An 18,019-nucleotide genomic window follows, 5' to 3' on the forward strand; every position below is an offset into this window, starting at 1 on the left:
TCCCTTCGAACGCGAAGCGCTCAGGGCGGACCTCAAGGAGAAAGAAATGGCGCTGGAATCATTCAAAGCCCAGATCAGCCTGTTGCTCGAGCAGATGATCAACCAGCCCGAGGATCAGCATGAAGTGCAGGAACAGCTGCGCGAAAAGCTGAGGGAAATGCGCGCCATGGGCCTGCCGCTGCCGGCCGATCTCGTCGAACTGGAAAAGCGCCTCGACGACGATTTTTACGCGGCCGGGAACTGAGCTTCGAAACGGAGCCGAGATCCCTTCAAATCTGCGGTGGCCAAGGACGGCGCGCTGATCGTCACCGAGGACGGCATCATCTGGCGCGTCACCTGCGGTGGCAGCCCGTGCCGACCGGCGGGTTCGCCCGGCCGGCGGCGCTGGTGCAATCGAATCCGGCCTCAGGGGGTACACGCCTGCCCGCCCTCGTGCGACAAGGCGCAGTCTTAAAAAGTCGATTCCGATTTTCGGGGTCATGCGCTGAGGCCGAAACCATGACTCTCACCGGATTCCTCGCCTATAGCGCGGCCCTCGCCATCGCCGCGGCGATCCCTGGCCCAGGGCTCACCGCGCTTATTGCTCGCGCACTTGGGTCCGGCTTTCGCTCGGCGCTCGCGATGTCCTTCGGGCTGATGCTCGGCGATCTCACCTATCTCACAGCCGTGGTGCTCGGCCTCGCCTTCGTCGCGCAGACCTTCGGCATGGCCTTCCTAGCCATCAAATGGCTGGGCGTCGCCTATCTCGCCTTCCTTGGCTGGCGTTTCTGGACCAGCGGCATCACGCCGGAAACGGTCGAGGCGAAGAAAGGCAAGGGCGGGCTGATTTCGAGCTTTATTGCCGGCCTCGCCGTCACGCTCGGCAATCCGAAGACGATGCTCTTCTATCTCGCCATCACGCCGACCATCGTCGATCTGAAGACCATAACGCTCGCCGACTATGGCATCCTCGTCGCGCTCACGCTCGTCGTGCTCCTGGTCGTGCTGGTGCCCTATCTGGCGCTGGCGGCCAAGGCGCGCGGGCTCCTGAAGTCGCCGCGCGCGCTGAGGGCGCTGAACCGCACCGCCGCCGGTTTCATGGTCGGAGCGGCAGCTGCCATCGCCGCCCGGCAATAGGCATTTCGCAGCCAAGCCGTTCCTAAGACAGGCCTGAAATGCTTTTCCGGGGCGAAGCATGTTTTCAGCATGCGCCCCACTCGATAATTTCAATCGACAGACTATCTTGCGCGGCGGATGGCCCTATCTTATGCCCGCCTGACTTTGCCCGGCTGACTCTTGCTTGACTGACTCTTGCTTGACTGACTCTGGCCCATCTCATTCTGGGGAGCGAAACCAATGAACAAGCCCGCCACCACCGCGCACACGCCCGGCCGCGGCCGAATCTACAATTCGATCACCGAGACGATCGGCGACACGCCGCTGGTGCGGCTCGACAAGTTCGCCGGGGAAAAGGGCGTCGTTGCCAATCTCCTGGCCAAGCTCGAATTCTTCAACCCGATCGCCTCGGTCAAGGATCGCATCGGCGTCTCGATGATCGAGGCACTGGAGGCATCGGGCAGGATTGCACCCGGCAGGACCACGCTGATCGAGCCGACCTCGGGCAATACCGGCATCGCGCTCGCTTTCGCAGCCGCCGCCAAGGGTTACAAGCTGATCCTGACCATGCCCGAAACCATGTCTGTCGAACGCAGGAAAATGCTGGCGCTGCTCGGCGCCGAACTGGTGCTGACCGAAGGGCCGAAAGGCATGAAGGGCGCCATCGCCAAGGCCGACGAGCTGGCCGCGACGCTGCCCGATGCCATCATTCCGCAACAGTTCGAGAATCCCGCCAATCCGGAAATCCACCGCCGCACCACCGCCGAGGAAATCTGGAACGACACCCATGGCGAAGTCGACATCTTCGTCGCCGGCATCGGCACCGGTGGCACCATCACCGGCGTCGGCCAGGTGCTGAAGCAGCGCAAACCCTCCGTGCATGTCGTCGCCGTCGAGCCGGAAGCCTCGCCGGTCCTGTCGGGCGGCCAGCCCGGTCCGCACAAGATCCAGGGCATTGGCGCCGGCTTCGCGCCGAAAATCCTAGACACGACGATCTATGACGAGATCGTCAAGGTCTCCAACGAGGATTCGGTCGCCAATGCGCGGCTCGTCGCCCGCCTCGAAGGCGTGCCGGTCGGAATCTCGTCGGGCGCTGCCCTGCAGGCGGCGATCGTCGTCGGCTCGCGGCCGGAGAACAAGGGCAAGAACCTCGTCGTGATCATCCCGTCCTTCGCCGAGCGCTATCTGTCTACGATCCTGTTCGAGGGGCTGGGGGCTTAGGTCCTCGACACAGGTATTGCGATCGGCAAGGGGGCTGTCGCCCGGCATCAAAAGCATCGACGGCCTGGACCGCTGGAAAAAGTCCTGTGACAGCGGACGCCCGCTTGAGCAGGGCGGTGCTTCTGGTTCAAATCGCCACCGGCCCTATGCAGGCTGGCGGAGGATTTCATGTACAAGCTCTATACGCGTCCCAACACCGGCGGCTTTGTCGTCGAGGCGGCGCTCGCTTTGGCGGGCGTGCCTTTCGACCAGATCGACGTTCCGAAGTCGACCTCACCCGCCCCGGCCTTCCTCGACATCAGCCCCTTGAACCAGGTGCCGGTCCTGGTCTTGCCGGACGGAAGCTCGATGACCGAATCGGCGGCGATCTGCATCCTGCTTGCCGAACGCCACCCGGAAGCAGCTCTGGCGCCGGCGGTGGGTTCGCCCGCCCGTGCCGATTTCCTGCGCTGGATGACCTTCATGTCGTCGGTCGTCTATCCGGCCGACCTGCGGTTCTATTACGCCCATCGCTACACCGCCGATCCCAGCGGCATGGACGCGGTGAAGGAGGCCGCGGTTGCCGAAATGGACCGCGGCTTCGCCATTCTCGATGCTGCCCTCGAAAGCCGAGACTGGCTGGTCGGCGACCGGCTCTCGCTGGCCGACATCTATCTCGTCATGCTGGTGGCCTGGCATCCCGAGATTGAAAAGGTCCCCAGCGCCTGGCCGAACATCGAACGCCTGTGGGCCAAGTTACGGGAGCATCAGGTGATGAGGAAGCTGAACACTTCCCACGCCATGTGGCCGGCCTGAATCGATCGCCTCGTCTCAGGCATTTTTCGTGCGGCCGAGCCCCGCCCGTCGTTCCTGCAGGAACCGGCGCACGGTCGGGTCGCGTTCAAGGCCGATCGCCCGGTCATAGGCCTCAGTTGCTTCCCGGGTTTTGCCGAGCTTGGCCAGAAGATCGGCGCGCGCCGCCCAATAGGGCTGGTAGTCTGCAAGCCGCTTGTCGTCGCCAAGCTCATCAAGTGCGCTCAATCCCGCCGCAGCACTCTCGGCCTCGGCAATGGCCACCGCGCGATTGATCGACACCACCGGCGAGCCGGCAATCACCGACAGCGCGTCGTAGAGATGTTTGATCGCAACCCAGTCGGTCCGGCCGGTCAGCCGCCTTGTCGTATGGGCGGATTGCACGGCTGCCTCGAGCTGATAGCGGCCGACAACGCCCTTGGTCGCGGCGCGCCTCAGCAGCGTCTCCGCTTCGTCGATCAAGGCGCCGTCCCACAGCGCAAGCTCCTGCTCGGCCAAGGGCACATAGTCTCCTGCGGCATTGCGCCGCGCCGCTCGCCGCGCCTCGGCAAACAGCATCAGCGCCAGCAGACCAAGCGCTTCCGGCTCGTCCGGCATCAGCGAGGCCACGAGCCGGCCGAGCCAGATGCCTTCGGTCGCGAGATTGCGGCGTCGGGTTTCGGTGCCGGCCGGGTCGGACCAACCCTCGGCGAATGCGGCGTAGATCGCTTCCAGCACCGCGTCCAACCGCTCGCCGAGCTCGGCTCTTTCAGACACGCGGAACGGGATGCCGGTCTCGCGGATACGGGCCTTGGCGCGCACCAGGCGCTGGCCCATCGTTGTCGGCGACACCAGGAAGGCGGAGGCGATCGTTGCCGCGTCGAAGCCGAGGATGGTCTGCAGAATCAGCGGCGCGCGCACGCCGGCTTCGATTGCCGGATGGGCGCAGGCAAACATCAGCCTGAGCCGCTCGTCGGGCAGGTCTTCGTCGGTCATGCGTGCCTCCATCTCCTCGGCGATCAGCCTGAGATGGTCGCGGCTGGCCTCGCTGGTCAGCCGCCGCCGGATCGCGTCGACGCGGCGTCTGCGCGCCACCGCAAGCAGCCAGGCTTCCGGCTTGTGCGGCACGCCGGCCTGCGGCCAACGCTCCAGCGCTGCCGCAAAGGCATCGGCCAGCGCATCCTCGGCGCCGGCGACGTCGCGCGTGCGGGCCGCGAGATAAGCGACCAGCTTGCCGTAGCTTTGCCGGGCAGCCGCTTCCGCCGCCGCCCGCGCGTTGTCGGGCTCTTGCCCCGTCACATGGTCAATTCCCAAATCGGCCGAACCTCGACCGTGCCGGTGCTGGCACCCGGGCAGCGCGCTGCCCAGGCAATCGCAGCGTCGACATCCTCCGCCTCGATCATATAGAAACCGGCAAGCTGTTCCTTGGTGTCGGCATAAGGGCCGTCGAGCACGTTGGTCTTGCCATCGGTTATCCGCACCGAGGTGGCGGATTGCGTCGGCTTCAACCGGTCGCCTGCGAGCCAGGCGCCGGATTTCTTCAACGCTTCCGTATAGGCGACGTAGGCGCTCGACATTTGTGTCACCGCGTCCGCCGGCGCTGCCGCCATCCCGGCTTCGTTTCCGTAGATCAAAAGCATGTATCGCATGGTCTTCTCCCATATTTTCGAAGGCCGCATCGTTGCGAGCCGGACGTATGTCGTGCGGCCTCGTTCGATTTCGACAGGCGTTGTGAAAATCTTTCGTCTGCGGTGGCGTCTTGTGCAAGCGGGCATATGTTTCGCACCCACTCAACCGTTCGTCTAATGGCGGCAATTGCGGGTTGGCATTTCCCGCCCGCTGTCTAAACTCGCCTTGGCTCGTGCTGGGGAGGGCGGTACGGGCGCTGACATTTCAGGGAGGAAATCACATGTTTAATTTCAGGACGAAGTTTGTTGCCGGCGCGCTCGCGCTGTCGCTTGGCCTTGGCGCGGTGTCGGCCAAGGCGCAGGAATTCATCAACGTGCTGACCGGCGGCACTTCGGGCGTCTATTATCCGCTCGGCGTCGCGCTGTCGGAAATCTACGGTAAGGGCATCGAAGGCGCCCGCACCCAGGTGCAGGCGACGAAAGCTTCGGTCGAGAACCTCAATTTGCTTCAGCAGGGCAAGGGCGAGATCGCCTTCGCGCTCGGCGATTCCGTCAAGCTGGCCGCCGAGGGCAACACCGAAGCCGGCTACCCAGGCAAGCTCGACAAGCTGCGCGGCATCGCCGCCATCTATCCCAACTACATCCAGATCGTTGCCAGCAAGGAGTCCGGCATCAAGACGCTCGCAGACCTCAAGGGCAAGAGCCTGTCGGTCGGCGCGCCGGCCTCCGGCACTGAGATCAACGCCCGCGCCATCTTCGCCGCCGCCGGGCTGAAATACGAGGATCTCGGACGGGTCGAGTACCTGCCCTTCGCCGAATCGGTCGAGTTGATCAAGAACCGCCAGCTCGACGCCACGCTGCAATCGGCCGGCCTCGGCGTCGCCTCGATCCGCGATCTCGCCACATCGGTGCCCATCAACGTCGTTGCCGTGCCGGCGCAGGACGTCGCGAAGATCGGCTCGCCCTATCTTTCGGTGACCATTCCCAAGGGCACCTATGAGGGCCAGGCCGAGGATGTCGCTACCGCCGCCGTCGGCAATTTCCTCATCACCAGCGCCGATGTCTCCGACGAGGCCGCCTATCAGATGACCAAGCTACTGTTCGAAAATCTCGACCAGCTCACTGCTGCCCACGCCGCCGCCAAGGCGATCGATCCGGCCAAGGCGCTCGACGGCATGCCGGTGCCGCTGCATCCAGGCGCCGAGCGGTATTACAAGGAGAAGGGGCTGGTGAAGTAGGGCCGCTCCCTCCCTCTTGAGGGGAGGGTGGACAGCCGCCGGAGGTGGATGGACGGGTGGGGTCGCTGCGGCAGTGCGCGGCCTGAACCGACCCCACCCGCCTCGCTTCGCTCGGCACCCTCCCCTCGAGGGGAAGGGGCGCCCGCCAGGAACCGCCAATGACCGACGCCCATCGCGAAACCCCGACCATTCTTTCCCCCACCGCCGAAGCCCCGGTCGAAGGCCTGCCGCCGGGTTTCGGCGAAGGGCTCGCCGGCAAGGCCGCCTTTCTCATCGCCATCGCCTTCTCCATTTTCCAGATCTACATCGCCGCTTATGGCAGCCTGCCGAGCCAGGTGGTGCGTGCCATGCATGTCGGTTTCTTGCTGCTGCTCGGCTTTGCCCTGATCGCCAATCTGCACGCCAAAAGCGTCCCGGCGAAAGCAGTGTTCTGGACGCTCGGTGTGCTCGGCTTCGCCACCGGCCTCTACAATTGGGTGTTTTATGCCGACCTCATCCGCCGGTCCGGCTTCCTCACCACGCCGGACCTGATCATCGGCGCGGTGCTGGTCGTGCTGGTCTTCGAGGCCGCTAGACGGCTGATGGGGCTGCCGCTTGCCCTGATCGCCTTGATCTTCCTCGCCTACGCATTCTTCGGCAATCGCCTGCCGCCGCCCTTCATCCATCGCGGCTATGATTTCGCCCAGCTCGTCGAGACCTTCGCCTTTGGCACTGAAGGCATATACGGCACACCGGTCTACGTCTCGGCCGCTTACATCTTCATCTTTGTCGTCTTCGCCGCCTTTCTCGAACGCGCCGGCATGATCGCGCTGTTCAACGATTTCGCCCTTGGCCTGGTCGGCACATGGCGCGGTGGCCCGGCCCAGGTCTGCGTTCTGTCCTCGGCGCTGATGGGTACCATTTCCGGCTCCGGCGTCGCCAATGTGGTGGCCTCCGGCCAGTTCACCATTCCGCTGATGAAGCGCTTCGGCTTCCGTTCGGCCTTCGCCGGCGCCGTCGAGGCGACCTCTTCGATGGGCGGCCAGATCATGCCGCCGGTGATGGGCGCGGTCGCCTTCATTATGGCCGAGACGCTGAACATCCCCTATGCCGAGGTGGTCAAGGCGGCGATCATCCCGGCGCTGCTCTATTTCGGCGCCTGCTTCTGGCAGGTCTACCTGGAAGCCGGCAAGGCCGGCCTGCGGGGAATGGCCAAGGCGGACCTGCCCAATCCGTGGGAGGCGGTGAGAAGACATTGGCCGCTGGTGCTGCCGCTGGCCGCTCTCATCTATCTGCTGTTTGCCGGCTATACGCCGATCTTCGCCGGCACCATGGGCCTGGCGCTGACCATTGTGCTCATCCTCGGCACGCCGCTGGCGGCGTTGATCGGGCCGCTTGCCTTCCGCATCGTCTTCTGGCTGGCGCTGGGACTTGCCGCCGCCTCTTTCCTAGAGTTCGGCGTCAACATCCTCGGCCTTGTGATCGCTGGGCTAATTGTCGCCTGCGTCGCCTTCAAGGGCGGCCGGGAGACGCTGCGTATATGCGTGGACTCGCTTGCCGAGGGAGCAAAGAACGCGCTGCCGGTCGGCATCGCCTGCGCCATCGTCGGCATCGTCATCGGCACGTTGACGCTCACCGGCATCGCCTCCACCTTCATCGGCTGGATCATCTCCATCGGCGAGAACAATCTGTTCCTGTCGCTGGTGCTGACGATGCTCACCTGCCTGGTGCTTGGCATGGGCATACCGACGATCCCCAATTACATCATCACCTCGTCGTTGGCCGGGCCCGCACTGCTGTCGCTCGGCGTGCCGCTGGTGGTCAGCCATATGTTCGTCTTCTATTTCGGCATCATGGCCGATCTCACACCGCCGGTGGCGCTGGCCGCCTTCGCCGCCGCGCCCATGGCCAAGGAGAGCGGCCTCAAGATCGGTATCCAGGCCACCAAGCTTGCCGTCGCCGGCTTCGTCGTGCCGTTCATGGCGGTCTACACGCCGGCACTGATGTTGCAGGACGCCGGTCCGATCGCCGCCCAGTTCGGCTATCCCGTCGAGGTCGCCTATATCGTCGGCAAGGCTTGCATGGCCATAGTCCTGTGGGGCGCGGCCGCTGTCGGTTTCCTCGCCCGGCGCATGGCCTGGTGGGAACGTGTCGGCGCCTTCGCCGCCGGCGTGCTGCTGGTTGCCGCGCTGCCTGTCACCGACGAAGCCGGCTGGGCGCTCTCTGTCGCCTGGATCGGCTGGCACTGCTGGCGCGCGCGGCAGGCGTCCGCTACCGCATGAGCCTTTGCATCCTTGCCGCCGGCAAGACGGTGACGATCGCAGTCACCGCTTTCACACTTTCCTGGACCCATTCGGTGGAAAAGATGCATTGGCAGGAAGACTGGAAGGTGATGCCCTCTGGCTTGCAAGTCGTCGAGGCACGGATCAAGGGTTCGGGCGCCGGCATGGAGCCGCCGGAAGGCTCAGTGCTGAGAGACGGCTGGTGGGCCTATACACCCCGGATCGGCCCTCAGCCGCACCTTGTGCTCGCGGCCTCTGGCGCGACGGGTGAAGGGTGGACGCTATGCACGGTTCAGGGCTGCCGCGAATTGGGCAAGGCGGCAGGCGACACGATCTTGCTGGAGCCGTGCGGGCCGGAAGGTTCGAGCCAGCCGCGGTAGCGGACGATCGGCAAGGTGGTGCCGACGCGCCCGCGATATCGGACAGAAGAGAAGTTTTCCAGCGGCCGGCGTCTAGCCAATCAGCCTCGCCTTCAATTCGGCGGAAGGGATCTCGCAGCTCTCCTTCCTGCCGAACAAGGCGTAGCGGTTCTTCGCGAAGCGGTCGTAGAGCCAGTCGCGAACAGGCCGCGGCAAGAGCAGCAGCAATCTCGCCGCCCGCCACGGCCAGCCCAGCTCGGCCATGACGGCAACGAAACTGTCCAGGCGGGTGAAGGCGCCGTCGAAGGCGGGCTTTTCAGGAGGATGGTTCAGCTTGATGGTCACGTGGCGCCCGGCAGCTTATGTCCTGGGACACTAAGCCTGCCGGCGGCGGGATCAAAGTCCCAGTGTTGTCGTACGCCGCCTGTCGGCCAGCGCAGGACGCTCCGCACGGTAGGTGGTTGCGCGATGATTTGTGGCCGGCCTGCAGATCCGGCTGTCGTGACGGCTTTCCATGGCCGTCATCAGTGTGCGCTGATGCCGAGCGTGTTGCCGCGGCGGGCGCAAGCGGGACCCGGGCCGCGCATGTAATAGCGCTCCGGCCGATAGGTCGGCGCGACGAATTCGCGGATGGCGGCAGCATAGCCGGCGATGTGATTCCAGAAGTGCATTTTACCTGTCCCTGTCCCGATTTCGGATGTCCCTTCCGAATTGCGAGGATCATAGCGTCGAGGCGTGAATAGTCGGTGAACACGATGTTAATATCTGGTCGAAAATGCCTTGGTTCGTGGCCGCAATGCGGCTGATTCGGGGTCTTTCCATGCAGTTCGTCGACATATCGGTCGATGTGACTTTTGCATCACATATGTTTCGTTTGGATGTCGCTGCGGCGCGCTTCTGTTTCAGCCTTGGCCGGCGCCGCGAAATTTCCGTACTTGCCGCGGGAAAGTCAGGAACCCCTCCCGGCACAAGCACGTTGACCGCAGGAGCCGGGACCAACCCCGCCCAGCAGGCAGGCGGCTTCCGTGGGAACCGCCGCCGCAACCCCGACACAGCAAGAACAATGGAAAGGCAAAAGCCATGGGTTTCTTTTCGAAAGACATCAAGACGCTGGACGACCTCTTCGTCCACACGCTGCGCGACATCTATTACGCCGAAAAACAGATCGAGAAGTCGCTGCCGAAGATGATCGACAAGGCGACCGATCCGCAATTGAAAGCCGGCCTGGAGAAGCATCTCGGTCAGACCAAGGGCCATATCGAGCGCGTCGAGAAGGTGTTCGAACTGCATGGCGTGAAGGCCAAAACGGTCAACTGTCCGGCCATCGACGGCATTCTCGAGGAGGCCGATGAAGTCAGCGGCGACATCGACGACAAGGACGTTCTCGACGCCGCCCTGATCGCATCCGCGCAAGCGGTCGAGCACTATGAGATAACCCGTTACGGCACGTTGATCGCCTGGGCCAAGCAGCTTGGCCGCAGCGACTGCGCCAATGTCCTGGCCAACAACATCAAGGAAGAGCAGGCGACCGATCGCAAGCTTACCGAGATCGCGGAAGCCAAGGTCAACCTCCAGGCCGCCGAATAAAAGACTCTCGATCAGGGCAACGTCGGACAAATCCGGCTTTGCCGTGCTTTGCGGTGCCCGGAACTGAAACTGTTTCTATCCGTTCAAGTGCGCCGGCGCCGCGGAGTCCTCGACGCCATATCAATCGGCATAGGATCGCGTGCGATGGCCAGTCTCGAACAATATCACGCAAAGCGAGATTTCAAGAAGACCGACGAGCCGGTTGGCAAGGTTTCACGTGGCAAGAAGGGCCATGCCGGCGGCATCTTCGTCATCCACAAGCATGCCGCCACAAGGCTGCATTATGACCTCCGCCTTGAGCATGGCGGCGTGCTCTGGAGCTGGGCGGTGACGCGAGGTCCTAGCCTCGACCCGCACGAGAAGCGGCTTGCCGTCCACGTCGAGGACCATCCGATCGACTATGCTCCGTTCGAAGGCATCATTCCCAAGGGCGAATATGGCGGCGGCTCGGTCATCGTCTGGGACGAGGGGACATGGACACCGGCGACCGATCCGGCCAAGGCGATGAAGAAAGGCCATATCAGCTTCGAGCTCAACGGCCACAAATTGCACGGCCTTTGGCATCTAGTCCGGCTGAAGCCGCGTCCCCGCGAAAAGCGCGACAACTGGCTGCTGATCAAGTCCGACGATGCTGCCGCCCGGCCCGGCGAGGATATATTGCAGGAAGCGCCGGAATCGGTGAAGTCCGGCCTGACGATCGAGGAGGTCGGCGAAGGTAAGACCGCCGATGGCAAGAAGGCGAAGGTCTGGCATTCCAACAGACCGGCCGCCGGCAAGGCGAAGGCCAGGACGGGGAAACGGCTTGAATTCATCGAACCGTGTCTCGCCACCCTGCAGAGAGATGCCCCTCCCGGCAAGGAATGGCTGCACGAGGTGAAGTTCGACGGCTATCGCATGCAGGCGCAGCTTGCCGGCACCGAAGTGCGGCTGTTGACGCGCACCGGTCTCGACTGGACCGAGAAATTCGGCGGCGAGATTGTTGCAGAGCTCAGGCGTCTGAAATGCACCGATGCCATCATCGACGGTGAGATCGTCGTGCTGGCGGATAGCGGCGTCTCGTCCTTCGCACTGCTGCAGGCTGACCTGTCGGCGGGCCGAACGGACCGTTTTCTCTATTACGTCTTTGACCTGATGCGACTCGACGGCGAAGACCTGCGCACAGAGCCGCTGGTCGAGCGCAAGCAGGCTTTGCAGGACTTGCTTGGCAAACAGCCGGGCAACCCGGCAGTCCGCTTCAGCGACCATTTTGCCGAACCCGGCAAGGTCATGCTGGAGCACGCCTGCCGCATGGGGCTGGAAGGCCTCGTCTCCAAGCGCGCCGACGCGCCCTATCGCAGCGGCCGCGGCTTGTCTTGGGTGAAGTCGAAATGCACGCTGCGCCAGGAATTCGTCATTGGCGGCTATATGCCGTCGGACAAAACCGGGCGTGGGCTGCGCTCGCTGCTGGTCGGCTATTACGAGGGCGGCAAGCTGCGTTATGCCGGCCGCGTCGGAACCGGGTTCACGACCAAGAGCACCAACGAGCTGAAGAAAAAGCTCGATGCGCTGAAGGCGAAAACCTCGCCCTTCGACAGGGCGGTGCCGAGGGGCAAGGGGCTGGTCTGGGTGAAGCCCGAACTTGTCGGCGAGGTGGAGTTCCGCAGCTGGACGTCCGACCGTATAATACGTCACGCCTCGTTCCAGGGATTGCGCGAGGACAAGCCGGCGGAGGAGGTCATGCAGGAAAAGCCGAAGGCACCCGCAGGCAAGGCAAAGCCTGCCGACGGCAAGGGGGAGAAATCCACCTCTGTCAAATCCATGGGCGTGGCAAAAACCGACGTAAAGCTCTCCAACCACGACAAGCTTCTGTGGCCTCAGGAGAAGATATCGAAGCAGGATCTGCTCGATCACTATGCGCTCGTCTGGCCACGCATGAAGCAGTTCGTCGTCAACCGGCCGCTCAGCCTTGTGCGGGCGCCGGACGGCATCGGCGGCCAGCGCTTCTTCCAGAAGCATGCCTCGGCAGGCATGCATTACAAAATCGCCATGATGAAAGATCCGACCGACGGCGAGGAGATTTTGTTCGTTCGCGATTTCGACGGCATCGCTGCGTTGGTGCAGCTCGGTGTGGTCGAGATCCACATCTGGGGCTGCACCGCAGACGAACTGGAGAAACCCGACCAGATCATCTTCGATCTCGATCCCGATGAGGGTGTCGATGTGAAAGCGGTGCGCGCGGCGGCGCTCGAAATTCGCGGCCAGCTCGATGAGCTGTCCTTGCCGAATTTCGTCAAGACGTCAGGCGGCAAGGGCTATCATGTCGTCGTGCCGCTGAAGCCGTCGGCGGATTGGGATGAGGTGAAAGGCTTCGCCCATGATTTCGCCCGTGCCCTCGAACAGGCGGCACCCGAGCGCTACACTGCGACGCTGTCGAAGAAAGCGCGCACCGGCAAGATTTTCGTCGACTATCTGCGCAATGGCCGCGGCTCGACCACGGTCGCGCCGTACTCGTCACGGGCCAAGAAGGGCGCGACCGTCTCGATGCCGGTGACCTGGGCGGAGATCGAGGGCGGGCTGGCGCCGAACGCCTTTCCGATCGGCGACAGGACGACGCTGAAGCGCCTGGCCGAGGCCGATCCTTGGAAAGACTTCTTCAAGCAAGGCAAGCCGCTCAAGCACGGCTAGCTACGAAGTCACCGGCAAACCATCACGCCAGAAACACCTTCTCGAATTCCTGCCTGCCTGGTGGCGAAAAGATCACCGCGCGGCTGTCCTTGTCGCGTCGCGCCCATTTCTCCAGAAGGATCTTGTCGAGGATGGCGGCCCCCAGCGTGCCGGCAAGATGCGAGCGCCGCACGCTCCAGTCGAGGCAGGCCCGGCACACCGGTCGCCGCGCCTTGCTGTCGATGTCGATGCCGAGCGCGGCAAAGTGCGAGGCGGCCGACTGCCCAAGCCGGATCTCCTTGTCGTCGCGCAAAAGGACTTTTTTGTCGACAAGGCGATCCAGCATCGCCACCGCCTGTTCGCCGGCGAGGTGGTCGTAGCAGACCCGCGCCACGCGCATCGCCGCGTCGCGGGGGCCTGGCCGCACCCGCTGCGGCCCGACCGAAGCGGCGACGCCGGTGATGGCCTCGATCATGCCGGCCACCTGCGGCCCGGCGAGACCGTAATAGCGGTGCCGCCCCTGGCTTGCCAGCGTCAGCAATCCGCCCTCCATTAGTTTCGATAGATGCGAACTGGCGGTCGGCAGCGACACGCCGGCTTCCAGCGCCAGTTCGCTCGCGGTCAGCGCGGTACCGCCCATCAGCGCGCTCAGCATGTTTGCCCGCGCCGGATCGCCGACAAGACTGGCGATGCGGGCTATGTCGGGTCCTTCACGCATAGTTCGTTCCTCATCGAAGCATTCTTGTCAGATAACCACTATTCTCCGATCGGATCAAGGAGATGACGATGACCTCAAGAACCGCTTCCAACGCCGTGCCTGTCGGTCCCGCTGGCCGCCTGCCCTTCCCGTTCGTGATCCTGCGCCGGCTCCATCCGCGGCTCCTGGCGCGGTGGTACGACCGCCATCTGCAGCGCCTCGACCTCGCCGCGATCGACGATCATCTCTTGCGCGATCTTGGCTTGACGCCCGAAGACGTGCGCCGGGAGTGCGCGAAATCGTTCTGGCAAGCATGACCATTCCGGCAACTGCTTAGCAGATCGATCGACGCGACGCTTCGACCTTGATCGAAGCTTCGACGTCAGGGAAATATTCAATTGTCAGGAGAAAAGAATGACCATCACATGTTTCATCCGCTACGAGATCGATCCGTTCGGCAAGGCGGCGTTCGAGGAATATGCCCGCAACTGGGGCCAGGCCATCCCGCGCTGTGGCGCCGATCTAATCGGCTATTTCGCGCCGCATGAAGGCTCGGCGACCACTGCCTATGCCGCCTACAACATCGACAGCCTTGCGGCCTACGAAGCCTACCGTATCAGGCTCGCCGCCGATCCGGCCGGCAAGGCGAACTACGAATTCGCCCGGCGCGAAAAATTCATCCTTAAGGAGGATCGCATGTTCCTGAAACGGGCCTCCGGGCCACACGCGAAGTTGGTTAAGCCATGATCGCCGTCATCTTCGAGGTCGAGCCGGCGGCAGGCAGGCGCGATGCCTATCTCGGCATCGCCGCCGACCTCCGCCCGTTGCTCGACGGCATCGATGGGTTTCTCTCAATCGAGCGCTTTCAGAGCCTCGCCGACCCGAACCGCATCTTGTCGCTGTCGTTCTGGCGCGACGAGGAAGCGGTGCAAGTCTGGCGCAACACGGAGGAACACCGGCAGGCGCAGAAGGCCGGTCGCCGCGGCATCTTTGCCGGCTACCGTTTGCGCATCGCCCATGTCATACGCGACTATGGCCTCACCGAACGCGTTGAGGCACCGGCGGACAGCCGGGCGGTGAATGGATAAAACAGCTAAGCGTTGCCGATCAGCACCCCCGCCGCAAACACCAGCGCACCGCCCAGCACCACCTGGAAGGCGGCGCGCCAGAATGGCGTCTGCATGTAGCGGTTCTGCACGAAGGCGATTGCCCACAGTTCGAAGAACACCACCACCGCGGCGATAATCGTCGCCGTCCAGAAATACGGGATGAGGTAAGGCAGCGCATGGCCGAGGCCGCCCAGCGCCGTCATGACGCCTGTGGTGATGCCGCGTTTCACCGGTGAGCCGCGGCCTGACAGCTTGCCGTCGTCGGAGGCGACTTCGGTGAAGCCCATCGAGATGCCGGCGCCGATCGAGGCGGCAAGTCCAACCAGAAAGGTCTGGAAAGTGTCGTGCGTGGCAAAGGCTGCGGCAAAGATCGGCGCCAGCGTCGACACCGATCCGTCCATCAGCCCGGCCAGCCCCGGTTGCACATAGGTCAGGATGAACTGGCGCTGCTCGGCCGCGGCTTCCTCGTCCTTCACGGTGCCCGGCACATGCTTTTGCTCCAGCCGCTGCGCCAGCGTCTCGTGGCCCTGTTCGGCCACCGCCAGATCGTCGAGCAGCTTTCGTGTCGAGGCATCGCTGGTGCGTTTCGCCGCCTCGACGTAGAACAGATAGGCCTGCCGCTCCATCGCCTCGGCTTGGCTGCGCACATGCTCGATGCCGAGCGGTCTGACCAGCCAGTCTGGCTTGCGCTCGTAGTAGCCTTTCACGTGCTCGCGCCGGATCAGCGGAATGCGTTCGCCGAAACGCTTGCGGTGAAGCTCGATCAGCGAGTCGCGATGGCCGTCCTCCTCCTCTGCCATCTTCTCGAACACCTTGGCCGAATGCGGAAAGCTATCCGCCAGCCCGTCGGCATAGGCACGGTAGATACGCCCGTCATCTTCCTCGGACGAGATGGCGAGCGCCAGGATCTCTTGCTCCGAGAGCGATTCGAAGGGACGGCGGCCGAAACCGAAAACACGGGAAAGCATGAGAAAATCACCCTAGTTTAGAATAGTTCTAAACTAGGGTTTGGTGTGCCATTGGTCAATCGCGCCCGTCGCCGGACGTCGAAATTTATTGGCTCCGGGAATCCTCCTTCCACTCTTCATTATTGGTGAATGTTCGCCTATATAACTGAACCTAAGTGAAGAGAAAGGAATCCGTAAATGCCGGCAAAACAGCCCACACATGCATTTGACCCGAAGCCCGTTCTCGACCTCATCGCCAGCATCGAGGCCGATCTGCAGCGCCTCAAAGGCCTGGTCGAGCAGCAGGTCGAGAAATTCGATCCGGCCAATCCGCACAATAAGGCCCCCGACGGCAAGCTGACGCAGGAGGGCGTCGAATGCTGCTACCGTATGTTCGACGAGGGCAAATCGCGCTATTCGGTTGCCCAGCAGATGAAGATTTCCTTCGCCGCCGCCACCCATCGCTTCAACACCTGGCGCAAGATGGGCGGCGCCAAACGGCAACGGACATTGCTCGGCTGAACGGCTGGCCGCAGGCAGCAGGCCCCGGCCCGGGACGGGCAGGTGACAGGCACGCCCGTCTCCTGCTCAAAAGGCGAATTTGTAACGGTCACATTTTTCCAGTGGTGCGCGGCCCGATTTTCCGTGCACCATGGGCGATCTCATTTCTGCAGGGCCTCGCCATGACCACGCCTCCCGGCATCGCCGATATCCGCCACGCTGCAACGCGGCTTTCCGGCCTGATCGTCGAAACGCCGCTGATCGAATCGCCGGAGTTGAACAAGCGCTTCGGCGCCAGGATCCTGTTCAAGCCGGAAACGCTGCAGCGCACCGGCTCGTTCAAGTTCCGCGGCGCCTACAACAAGCTGTCTTCGCTCAGCGCCGAGGAGCGCAGCCGCGGTGTCGTCGCCTTTTCGTCGGGCAACCATGCGCAAGGTGTCGCCGCGTCGGCGGCGATGTTCGGCGTCAAGGCGGTCATCGCCATGCCGACTGACGCGCCGGCGATGAAGGTAGGCAATGTCAGGAAAATGGGAGCGGAAGTGGTTCCGTTCGACCGTTTCCGCGATGACCGCATGACGGTCGTTCGCCCTTACATCGAAAGGGGCATGGTTCTGGTTCCGCCTTTCGACGATCCGGCCATCATCGCCGGCCAGGGCACGATCGGCCTCGAACTGATGGTGCAGGCGAAAGCGCTCGGCGCGACGCTCGATGCGGTCGTCATCCCCTGCGGCGGCGGCGGCTTGAGCAGCGGCATTTCCATCGCCGTCAAGGATGCCTCGCCAGGCACGGCCGTCTGGGCGGTGGAACCCGAGCATTTCGACGACACTTGTCGTTCCCTGGCCAACGGCACCCGGGTTTCGATCGAACCCGGCCACACTTCGATCTGCGACGCGCTCCTCACCGCCGAACCGGGCGCGATCACCTTCGAGATCAACCGCCGGAACCTCGCCGGCGGCATTGCCGTCTCCGACAGCGCCGCGGCACAGGCGATGCGCGACGCCATGGCCCATCTCAAGCTGGTGGTCGAGCCCGGCGGCTGCGTCGGGCTGGCTGCGCTGTCATCAGGCGAGATCGAGCTATCAGGCAAGTGCGTCGCCGTGGTGCTCTCCGGCGGCAATGTCGATTTCAACACCTATGCCGCGATCATGGCGGCGGCTTAGGTGGCGATCAGTTCCGGGTCACGCGCCGATTCAAAAGTGTCAAAGCGCGCCCAGCGCCCAGTCGACACCGGTACCATTCAAAGGCTGACATGGAATGAAACTGTTCTTCAGCCGTAATCCCAATCCTCGCCTCGCGGTCGCGGTGGCGCGTTATCTCAACGCGAAGGTCGAGTTTGAATTCGCCTCCCCCTTCGCTTCGGGGCAGGCTGAGCGATTTCGCCCGCTAAATCCAAATCTTTCATTGCCCATACTTGTAGGCTCGGGAAAGAGCCTCTGGGAGGCCGACGCCATAGCGTGCCGGCTTTCGCGCGACGCGCATTCGGATCTCTGGCGCACCGGCGAGGACGAACCCGAGATGATCCGATGGCTCAGTTGGGGCAAAGAGAACTTCGCAAGAGCTTGCGACGTCGTGCATTTCGAACGCGGGACCAAACAGCGGTATGGGCTCGGCCCGATTGATCAGGACCGCGTTGAGGAGGGGCTGAGAGACTTCCGCACTGCCGCTGCAACACTTGAGGCCGCGCTTTCCGAGCGAGAATGGCTGGTTGAAAATTCGGTTTCCTATGCCGACTTTCGAATGGCGACGTTTCTGCCCTTCAACGATGTCGCCAGATTGCCGCTCGAAGATTATCCTTCCGTCAGTCGCTGGTATCGCCAGCTTGAAGAAATCGACGCCTGGCGCGATCCCTTCAAAGGACTGGATGCGCCTGAATTGCCGCCGGTCCCGGGAAGCCCGCATGAATCTCGATCCGAATGATCATGCGAAACATTGGATCTGCCTGTCGCGGATACCGCAAGCACG

Annotated in this window: 21 protein-coding genes; 15 read left to right on the forward strand and 6 right to left on the reverse strand. The window is 63.3% G+C overall.

The features are described 5' to 3' along the window. Positions 1 to 46 precede the first annotated feature (46 nt). The 4 genes from EJ066_RS07455 (at position 47) to EJ066_RS07470 (ending at position 3,111) form a co-directional block, all read left to right on the forward strand. Positions 47 to 244, forward strand: a complete 198-nt coding sequence (locus EJ066_RS07455) for a hypothetical protein (RefSeq protein WP_126036330.1) — start codon at positions 47 to 49, stop codon at positions 242 to 244. 254 nt (positions 245 to 498) lie between these two features. Then, on the forward strand, positions 499 to 1,116 hold the full coding sequence (locus EJ066_RS07460; RefSeq protein ID WP_126036332.1) for a LysE family translocator: 618 nt from the start codon (positions 499 to 501) through the stop codon (positions 1,114 to 1,116). Positions 1,117 to 1,335: 219 nt separating this feature from the next. Continuing rightward, the gene (gene cysK, locus EJ066_RS07465; protein WP_126036334.1) at positions 1,336 to 2,316 is read left to right on the forward strand and encodes a cysteine synthase A; all 981 of its coding nucleotides are present in this window, start codon (positions 1,336 to 1,338) and stop codon (positions 2,314 to 2,316) included. Between the two features lie 168 nt (positions 2,317 to 2,484). Further along, positions 2,485 to 3,111, forward strand: coding sequence for a glutathione S-transferase family protein (locus EJ066_RS07470; protein WP_126036336.1), 627 nt, complete (start codon positions 2,485 to 2,487; stop codon positions 3,109 to 3,111). A 15-nt stretch (positions 3,112 to 3,126) separates the two neighbouring features. On the opposite strand, the gene EJ066_RS07475 is transcribed toward EJ066_RS07470, so the two are convergent. Then, the gene (locus EJ066_RS07475; RefSeq protein WP_126036338.1) at positions 3,127 to 4,386 is read right to left on the reverse strand and encodes a DUF6596 domain-containing protein; all 1,260 of its coding nucleotides are present in this window, start codon (positions 4,384 to 4,386) and stop codon (positions 3,127 to 3,129) included. Further along, entirely contained in the window at positions 4,383 to 4,736 is a 354-nt protein-coding gene (locus tag EJ066_RS07480) for a YciI family protein (protein WP_126036340.1), read from the reverse strand. The genes EJ066_RS07475 and EJ066_RS07480 overlap by 4 nt, the downstream gene beginning before the upstream one ends. A 260-nt stretch (positions 4,737 to 4,996) precedes the next feature. Here EJ066_RS07480 and EJ066_RS07485 point away from each other — a divergent pair, with 260 nt between their 5' ends. The 3 genes from EJ066_RS07485 to EJ066_RS07495 all read left to right on the forward strand — a co-directional run bounded on the left by EJ066_RS07485 (position 4,997) and on the right by EJ066_RS07495 (position 8,594). After that, complete coding sequence (locus EJ066_RS07485; protein WP_126036342.1) at positions 4,997 to 5,953, forward strand: TAXI family TRAP transporter solute-binding subunit; 957 nt, start codon at positions 4,997 to 4,999, stop codon at positions 5,951 to 5,953. A gap of 158 nt (positions 5,954 to 6,111) precedes the next feature. Beyond that, positions 6,112 to 8,214, forward strand: a complete 2,103-nt coding sequence (locus EJ066_RS07490; protein ID WP_126036344.1) for a TRAP transporter permease — start codon at positions 6,112 to 6,114, stop codon at positions 8,212 to 8,214. Further along, positions 8,211 to 8,594 (forward strand): DUF1850 domain-containing protein, encoded by a 384-nt coding sequence (locus tag EJ066_RS07495; protein ID WP_126036346.1) that lies wholly within the window; start codon positions 8,211 to 8,213, stop codon positions 8,592 to 8,594. The genes EJ066_RS07490 and EJ066_RS07495 overlap by 4 nt, the downstream gene beginning before the upstream one ends. Positions 8,595 to 8,666: 72 nt before the next feature. Here the strand turns inward: EJ066_RS07495 and EJ066_RS07500 are convergent, their stop codons facing one another. Both EJ066_RS07500 and EJ066_RS07505 read right to left on the reverse strand, forming a co-directional pair. Next, the gene (locus tag EJ066_RS07500) at positions 8,667 to 8,918 is read right to left on the reverse strand and encodes a DCC1-like thiol-disulfide oxidoreductase family protein (protein ID WP_245455093.1); all 252 of its coding nucleotides are present in this window, start codon (positions 8,916 to 8,918) and stop codon (positions 8,667 to 8,669) included. Between the two features lie 179 nt (positions 8,919 to 9,097). Further along, positions 9,098 to 9,244: a hypothetical protein gene (locus EJ066_RS07505; protein WP_126036348.1), complete on the reverse strand. Its 147-nt coding sequence runs from the start codon at positions 9,242 to 9,244 to the stop codon at positions 9,098 to 9,100. Positions 9,245 to 9,653: 409 nt separating this feature from the next. Between EJ066_RS07505 and EJ066_RS07510 the strand changes: the two genes are divergently transcribed. After that, positions 9,654 to 10,160, forward strand: a complete 507-nt coding sequence (locus EJ066_RS07510; protein ID WP_126036350.1) for a ferritin-like domain-containing protein — start codon at positions 9,654 to 9,656, stop codon at positions 10,158 to 10,160. Between the two features lie 144 nt (positions 10,161 to 10,304). Further along, a complete protein-coding gene (gene ligD / locus EJ066_RS07515; RefSeq protein WP_126036353.1) occupies positions 10,305 to 12,824 on the forward strand; it encodes a DNA ligase D in 2,520 nt (839 codons plus the stop codon). Between the two features lie 22 nt (positions 12,825 to 12,846). Here the strand turns inward: ligD and EJ066_RS07520 are convergent, their stop codons facing one another. Next, entirely contained in the window at positions 12,847 to 13,521 is a 675-nt protein-coding gene (locus EJ066_RS07520) for a winged helix-turn-helix domain-containing protein (RefSeq protein WP_126036356.1), read from the reverse strand. Between the two features lie 68 nt (positions 13,522 to 13,589). Here EJ066_RS07520 and EJ066_RS07525 point away from each other — a divergent pair, with 68 nt between their 5' ends. From EJ066_RS07525 to EJ066_RS07535, 3 genes are all read left to right on the forward strand, one after another. After that, a complete protein-coding gene (locus tag EJ066_RS07525) occupies positions 13,590 to 13,817 on the forward strand; it encodes a DUF1127 domain-containing protein (protein WP_126036358.1) in 228 nt (75 codons plus the stop codon). Positions 13,818 to 13,914: 97 nt separating this feature from the next. Continuing rightward, positions 13,915 to 14,247, forward strand: a complete 333-nt coding sequence (locus EJ066_RS07530) for an NIPSNAP family protein (RefSeq protein WP_126036360.1) — start codon at positions 13,915 to 13,917, stop codon at positions 14,245 to 14,247. Next, positions 14,244 to 14,588 carry an antibiotic biosynthesis monooxygenase gene (locus EJ066_RS07535; protein WP_126036362.1) on the forward strand — a complete coding sequence of 115 codons (345 nt, stop codon included), beginning with the start codon at positions 14,244 to 14,246 and terminating at the stop codon, positions 14,586 to 14,588. Before EJ066_RS07530 ends, EJ066_RS07535 begins: the two co-directional genes overlap by 4 nt. A gap of 5 nt (positions 14,589 to 14,593) precedes the next feature. Here EJ066_RS07535 and mbfA read toward each other — a convergent pair whose 3' ends face one another. Next, the gene (gene mbfA, locus EJ066_RS07540; RefSeq protein ID WP_126036364.1) at positions 14,594 to 15,577 is read right to left on the reverse strand and encodes an iron exporter MbfA; all 984 of its coding nucleotides are present in this window, start codon (positions 15,575 to 15,577) and stop codon (positions 14,594 to 14,596) included. A 177-nt stretch (positions 15,578 to 15,754) separates the two neighbouring features. Between mbfA and EJ066_RS07545 the strand changes: the two genes are divergently transcribed. The 3 genes from EJ066_RS07545 to EJ066_RS07555 all read left to right on the forward strand — a co-directional run bounded on the left by EJ066_RS07545 (position 15,755) and on the right by EJ066_RS07555 (position 17,974). After that, positions 15,755 to 16,078: a hypothetical protein gene (locus EJ066_RS07545; RefSeq protein WP_126036366.1), complete on the forward strand. Its 324-nt coding sequence runs from the start codon at positions 15,755 to 15,757 to the stop codon at positions 16,076 to 16,078. A 161-nt stretch (positions 16,079 to 16,239) separates the two neighbouring features. Next, a complete protein-coding gene (locus tag EJ066_RS07550; RefSeq protein WP_126036369.1) occupies positions 16,240 to 17,217 on the forward strand; it encodes a threonine/serine dehydratase in 978 nt (325 codons plus the stop codon). 94 nt (positions 17,218 to 17,311) lie between these two features. Continuing rightward, the gene (locus EJ066_RS07555; protein WP_126036371.1) at positions 17,312 to 17,974 is read left to right on the forward strand and encodes a glutathione S-transferase family protein; all 663 of its coding nucleotides are present in this window, start codon (positions 17,312 to 17,314) and stop codon (positions 17,972 to 17,974) included. Positions 17,975 to 18,019 lie beyond the last annotated feature (45 nt).

It is taken from the genome of Mesorhizobium sp. M9A.F.Ca.ET.002.03.1.2, assembly GCF_003952365.1.
GTDB lineage: Bacteria > Pseudomonadota > Alphaproteobacteria > Rhizobiales > Rhizobiaceae > Mesorhizobium.

What these genes read in the sequence shown, in the direction of transcription:
- EJ066_RS07520 (WP_126036356.1), bottom strand. Translation starts at nt 13,521, where the DNA reads ATGCGTGAAGGACCCGACATAGCCCGCATCGCCAGTCTTGTCGGCGAT.
- EJ066_RS07485 (WP_126036342.1), top strand. Translation starts at nt 4,997, where the DNA reads ATGTTTAATTTCAGGACGAAGTTTGTTGCCGGCGCGCTCGCGCTGTCG.
- EJ066_RS07525 (WP_126036358.1), top strand. Translation starts at nt 13,590, where the DNA reads ATGACCTCAAGAACCGCTTCCAACGCCGTGCCTGTCGGTCCCGCTGGC.
- EJ066_RS07550 (WP_126036369.1), top strand. Translation starts at nt 16,240, where the DNA reads ATGACCACGCCTCCCGGCATCGCCGATATCCGCCACGCTGCAACGCGG.
- mbfA (WP_126036364.1), bottom strand. Translation starts at nt 15,577, where the DNA reads ATGCTTTCCCGTGTTTTCGGTTTCGGCCGCCGTCCCTTCGAATCGCTC.
- cysK (WP_126036334.1), top strand. Translation starts at nt 1,336, where the DNA reads ATGAACAAGCCCGCCACCACCGCGCACACGCCCGGCCGCGGCCGAATC.
- EJ066_RS07495 (WP_126036346.1), top strand. Translation starts at nt 8,211, where the DNA reads ATGAGCCTTTGCATCCTTGCCGCCGGCAAGACGGTGACGATCGCAGTC.
- EJ066_RS07545 (WP_126036366.1), top strand. Translation starts at nt 15,755, where the DNA reads ATGCCGGCAAAACAGCCCACACATGCATTTGACCCGAAGCCCGTTCTC.
- EJ066_RS07490 (WP_126036344.1), top strand. Translation starts at nt 6,112, where the DNA reads ATGACCGACGCCCATCGCGAAACCCCGACCATTCTTTCCCCCACCGCC.
- EJ066_RS07535 (WP_126036362.1), top strand. Translation starts at nt 14,244, where the DNA reads ATGATCGCCGTCATCTTCGAGGTCGAGCCGGCGGCAGGCAGGCGCGAT.
- EJ066_RS07455 (WP_126036330.1), top strand. Translation starts at nt 47, where the DNA reads ATGGCGCTGGAATCATTCAAAGCCCAGATCAGCCTGTTGCTCGAGCAG.
- EJ066_RS07505 (WP_126036348.1), bottom strand. Translation starts at nt 9,244, where the DNA reads ATGCACTTCTGGAATCACATCGCCGGCTATGCTGCCGCCATCCGCGAA.
- EJ066_RS07510 (WP_126036350.1), top strand. Translation starts at nt 9,654, where the DNA reads ATGGGTTTCTTTTCGAAAGACATCAAGACGCTGGACGACCTCTTCGTC.
- EJ066_RS07480 (WP_126036340.1), bottom strand. Translation starts at nt 4,736, where the DNA reads ATGCGATACATGCTTTTGATCTACGGAAACGAAGCCGGGATGGCGGCA.
- EJ066_RS07460 (WP_126036332.1), top strand. Translation starts at nt 499, where the DNA reads ATGACTCTCACCGGATTCCTCGCCTATAGCGCGGCCCTCGCCATCGCC.
- EJ066_RS07555 (WP_126036371.1), top strand. Translation starts at nt 17,312, where the DNA reads ATGAAACTGTTCTTCAGCCGTAATCCCAATCCTCGCCTCGCGGTCGCG.
- ligD (WP_126036353.1), top strand. Translation starts at nt 10,305, where the DNA reads ATGGCCAGTCTCGAACAATATCACGCAAAGCGAGATTTCAAGAAGACC.
- EJ066_RS07470 (WP_126036336.1), top strand. Translation starts at nt 2,485, where the DNA reads ATGTACAAGCTCTATACGCGTCCCAACACCGGCGGCTTTGTCGTCGAG.
- EJ066_RS07530 (WP_126036360.1), top strand. Translation starts at nt 13,915, where the DNA reads ATGACCATCACATGTTTCATCCGCTACGAGATCGATCCGTTCGGCAAG.